Genomic DNA, 4,078 nt, shown 5'->3' on the forward strand with positions numbered 1-4,078 from the left:
ACCGTTGTTTCATTGCCATTTTCATCATAAGTGAATGTTTCTTGGTCAACGTCATGATTGGCTGCTGTGGCAGAGGTCGTCTCACATGCGGGCACCGACAACCGCGTCCGTGAGGTCAGCGCATGTAATGGGTTATTATCTTCCCCATACACTTGGGACCACTTATTGGTGATTTCAACGTTGGTGCCATTGCAAGCACCCGCTTCAAGAATGCGATAATCGGCTTTTTCCTCAAGATTGCCTGTACTCGAATAGGTAAATAAATCAACGCTATTGACACCCAACACCCGGTTTAAACTGTCGTAATGGTAAGTCCGTTCGCGCATGCCAATTTGAGCACGCGAGATAAGGTTACCGAGGCTGTCAAACCGATAGCTGTCGGCTTGAATATACCCATGGCTCTTCGTGTAAATGGCACTCAGCATACCTTGCGTATCATACCCAACTTGCATGGTGACCCCCCCTTTAAGGTACTCAGTCACCTGCCCCCGCTCATTGGTATTCACAATGCGATAATACGTTTGCCCTTCGCGCCCATCCCGAGCTTCGGTCTTGGCCAAGACTTGACCAAAGGCATATTCAATGGCAACCCCTCGTGCTTCCACATATTGACTCCCAGCCCCATTGAGGCGGCGATAGTCGTCAAACTGGTGCGACACCCGACCATACGCATTTGCTGAATTTAAGCTGGGTGTCTTTTATATCTTGTGGATTGGCTGCTTTTTTTCAAATTGGAATGGGTGTCACCTTATATTTTTTAGTTTGCAAACGGTGCTAGGACCGCGGCGATGATGCATTTGTTGAATGCAGAAGCGCCGAATAGAAGAGAGCCAACAGCCAAAAGACCAAACTCAGAAGATTTTTGGGAAGAGTATCTAAATTATGATGAATATGATACCGCTTCTGTATGGGAAACTGTTGGTGGCTCATTAGGAAAAGGATATGGGCCTTACTCAAATTCGTGTGCTACAAGAGTGAGCCATGGTATTAACTACAGTGGTGAACCCATTCCTCGTGGAGCTCCAGGAGCAAATTTAAATTATGGCGGCGATAATGGCGGGCTAAGGTACATATTATCTGCAAGGCAATTGAAAGTACATTTAACGAATATTTGGGGCGCTCCAGATATTTCGAACGTTTCATTTTCGCAATTATCTGCCTTACAAACCTCTTTAGCTCCAAACCAAGTTGCTATTGGTGTTTCTACTTCTCATGCTACTGTAATTACTAGGACTTATACCGATCAATATGTTGGTGCGGCCGCGGGTGGTTCAGTTTGGGTTCTACCAGTTAAATCAAATTAGGGGATTGTTTATTTTGAGAAAACAAAAATTTAAATCTTTCTACAATGTATCGATGTGCACTAAAATCTTGTGCTTGCTTTGGGCTGTTATTTCTTTGGACGCGCATGCTAACTACAGTCCGGTAAACTGCAAAAACTCTAAAGAGGTTAATAGATATATTTACAGCCCTAAATTGGGAAATAACATGAGTCTGGAAAATGTAGTATTAAAGCAAATTTCAAAAAGTGATAAATGGTTGTTGCAATTGCGCTTTGATAAAGGGGTTTTATTAAAAAATCGTACGAATTTGACTATTAATGAATACTTATTTTTAGTTGACCAATTGTTGAATTGTACACATGAAATGACCTCTAAAAGGAATATTAAGTTATTAGATATTCAAGTTGACTTTAAATTGATAGCTGAAATATACAACAATATCGTAAGCTCGATTAAGCTCTTTTCTTCTAATAGAAAAGGGGTGGTGTCACATAAAGACAGAGAAGTTTTTTTTCGTGTGCTAGAGAATATATCAAAATCTCAATTACTCAAAGGTACTTGCGAATTGGCTCTAAATTATGGTTTTAGATGTCACGCACAAGTACCAATTGGAATAAACCCAATTGCATTTAAAAGAAAGTTTTTGGGGCTAAGCTGGTCGTCAATAAGTGAAGATGAATATGCGGGTTTAGCTAATGGTCAGTGGTTTTCTATAAGGATGAAGCAAATTGAAAATTAGCATAATGGTTTAAACTAAAAACATATAGTCAACACGATTTAAGCCCCAGCACTTGCTGGGGCTTTTCTGTTTCTGGTCGCGTTTTGCTGATTTTTTGGTCACGCCTATTTGACCTCGGTGGTCGGATCCATTGACTTTCTGGTCCAAGCGGAGTGCTATATACACTTGAGTTTATTAAACCAGATAGTCCATTTCAAAATTGTTAGATATTTATAATTATGAACGGCCTCACGATGCACTAGGAGATCAAACTCCAATGAGCCATCTTGAGGCAGTATAATTCTACTAATGAACTGTACTAAAGTTGGGGCAGTTACACTCTCTCTGATGGCTGATAAGAGCTCTATTGATATCAGGCTAAATGGGTTGAATTGCCATATTACAAAGAGAGTTCGAAGTAGAGCTGGCTCCAGTACAGTTTGGTATTGTAAGTAGCGTTTGTGGATAAATTCTTTCGATAGTGCGATTAAAAACACAAAGCTTTCTAAACTGAAATAACGGTGGGCAAATTAAGTACTTGCAATCTTCCGATGTTGCTGGTGTTCAGTCACTTACTGATTCCGAGGGTAATTCTTATTATATTAACCCTGAAACCGGTATCGCTGAATTAGTATTTGAAGCTGGAAATGGAACGACCAGTTCTGTTTGTCCAGAATGCTATTTAGGTGGAGTTGGCGCACAGCGATTTGTAGTAGGTATGGGTTATAGAGTAATCTCAGCAGTAACTAGATCAGGAGCGCCAACATATCGAACATTTGCTATGGGTTCTACTGCGAGAGGTATATGGAAAATAATGAATCTTTCACCAAGGTTAATCAGTAACTCTAAGTCATTTTTTCGAGTTAGGTATTATTGGAATAAGTCGGGTGGAAACTTTGATAAAGCCGTAAGATCACTTGGTACTCCAAACAGTGGTTGGGATAAAGCTCTGATCCCTACGTCTCCTTTATCAATTGGGCTTATTGAAGGTGAATAAAGTTGATAGTGAAACTAGAGAGTTTTAATTATTTCGGAAATATTACTCTGGAGATACAAGGTAACCAAATCGATCAGTTTGAAAGTTCGGAACCATTATGTCCAACGGGATTTTACTGGAAAAAATGTATGGGTCGTATTTTGTATGGCTTATTTACCTTCAATGAAGGTCTTTATTTTTTTGAAGGAAATAAATGTATAGAAGTCACAGATGAAGATTTTCATGCTACTGTTTCTCTACGTTTGATTATATTTGGAGAGTTTAACTTATATAGAAACAAGGAACTAATTTTAAAAATTAAATACCTAGACCTGTTTTCTAGTACCAAAGATAGCGGGGCGGCACACTTCTTTGTTGACTGTGCTCATTTTTTGAAAGGCCAGAAGGAAAAAAAGGATTTCTTAAGATATTGGCAAGAGCAACAAGGCTAATGACCCGAATTCAAGTTCCAAGTGCACCACTCACATTATCAAGTGAAAAGGCTTCTTTCGGCGTCTGATAATCTAAACTTTTTCTGGGTCGGTTATTAATTTTATGTACAACTTTTTGTAGCTCATTATCAGTTATAGTCGAGAAGTCAGTTTTTTTGGGGAAATACCGACGAATTAGACCATTTGTATTTTCATTTGTTCCTCGCTGCCATGAGCAATAAGGATCCGCGAAGTAGATATCTATTTTTAGCCTATTCTCGATCTTGCTGAATAGTGAAAATTCTTTACCATTATCTAGTGTAAGCGTTAGCCTTTTCGAGGGAGTTAAAGGCATAAACATTGACAGTGTCGCCTTATTAAAAGCATCCGCTGTTTTACTTTCTATTTTTTGGGCCATTAAGTATTTTGTAGCTCTATCTACATGAGTAACTATATATCCAGACCCTTTTTTTCCTTCAACAAGATCACCCTCCCAGTCACCAATACGAGTCCGTTCTTCTACAATAACAGGCCGCTCATGGATACTTACCCGATCTTTTATTTTGCCACGTAAGTCGCCGTATTTACGTTGCTTTCTTCTCTTCTTGTGACGTTTTGGTAACGCTTTATATAGCTCACCACCTACTTGATAGTCCTTAATAACCCATTG

General features: G+C 39.4%; 7 protein-coding genes. 5 read left to right on the plus strand and 2 right to left on the minus strand.

Annotated elements, in window-relative coordinates; genetic code table 11:
* Nucleotides 1–659 (minus strand): hypothetical protein (locus N475_RS17740; RefSeq protein WP_155732600.1); only part of this gene is annotated, 659 nt, incomplete at its 3' end.
* Nucleotides 660–788: 129 nt separating this feature from the next.
* On the opposite strand from N475_RS17740, the gene N475_RS17745 reads away from it, so the two are divergent.
* The 5 genes from N475_RS17745 (at nt 789) to N475_RS17765 (ending at nt 3,429) form a co-directional block, all read left to right on the plus strand.
* Nucleotides 789–1,304, plus strand: a complete 516-nt coding sequence (locus N475_RS17745) for a T6SS effector amidase Tae4 family protein (protein ID WP_063365717.1) — start codon at nt 789–791, stop codon at nt 1,302–1,304.
* A 184-nt stretch (nt 1,305–1,488) separates the two neighbouring features.
* The gene (locus N475_RS17750) at nt 1,489–2,022 is read left to right on the plus strand and encodes a hypothetical protein (protein WP_063357693.1); all 534 of its coding nucleotides are present in this window, start codon (nt 1,489–1,491) and stop codon (nt 2,020–2,022) included.
* Between the two features lie 190 nt (nt 2,023–2,212).
* Entirely contained in the window at nt 2,213–2,302 is a 90-nt protein-coding gene (locus N475_RS26320; protein WP_155730939.1) for a hypothetical protein, read from the plus strand.
* Between the two features lie 237 nt (nt 2,303–2,539).
* Nucleotides 2,540–2,998, plus strand: coding sequence for a hypothetical protein (locus N475_RS17760; RefSeq protein WP_063365719.1), 459 nt, complete (start codon nt 2,540–2,542; stop codon nt 2,996–2,998).
* A 2-nt stretch (nt 2,999–3,000) separates the two neighbouring features.
* Nucleotides 3,001–3,429: a hypothetical protein gene (locus N475_RS17765; RefSeq protein WP_063365720.1), complete on the plus strand. Its 429-nt coding sequence runs from the start codon at nt 3,001–3,003 to the stop codon at nt 3,427–3,429.
* 10 nt (nt 3,430–3,439) lie between these two features.
* On the opposite strand, the gene N475_RS17770 is transcribed toward N475_RS17765, so the two are convergent.
* The coding region (locus tag N475_RS17770; RefSeq protein ID WP_155732601.1) for an IS30 family transposase at nt 3,440–4,078 on the minus strand (639 nt) is incomplete at its 5' end.

The sequence above is a fragment of the Pseudoalteromonas luteoviolacea DSM 6061 genome (assembly GCF_001625655.1).
In the GTDB taxonomy this organism is placed as follows: Bacteria; Pseudomonadota; Gammaproteobacteria; order Enterobacterales; family Alteromonadaceae; genus Pseudoalteromonas; species Pseudoalteromonas luteoviolacea.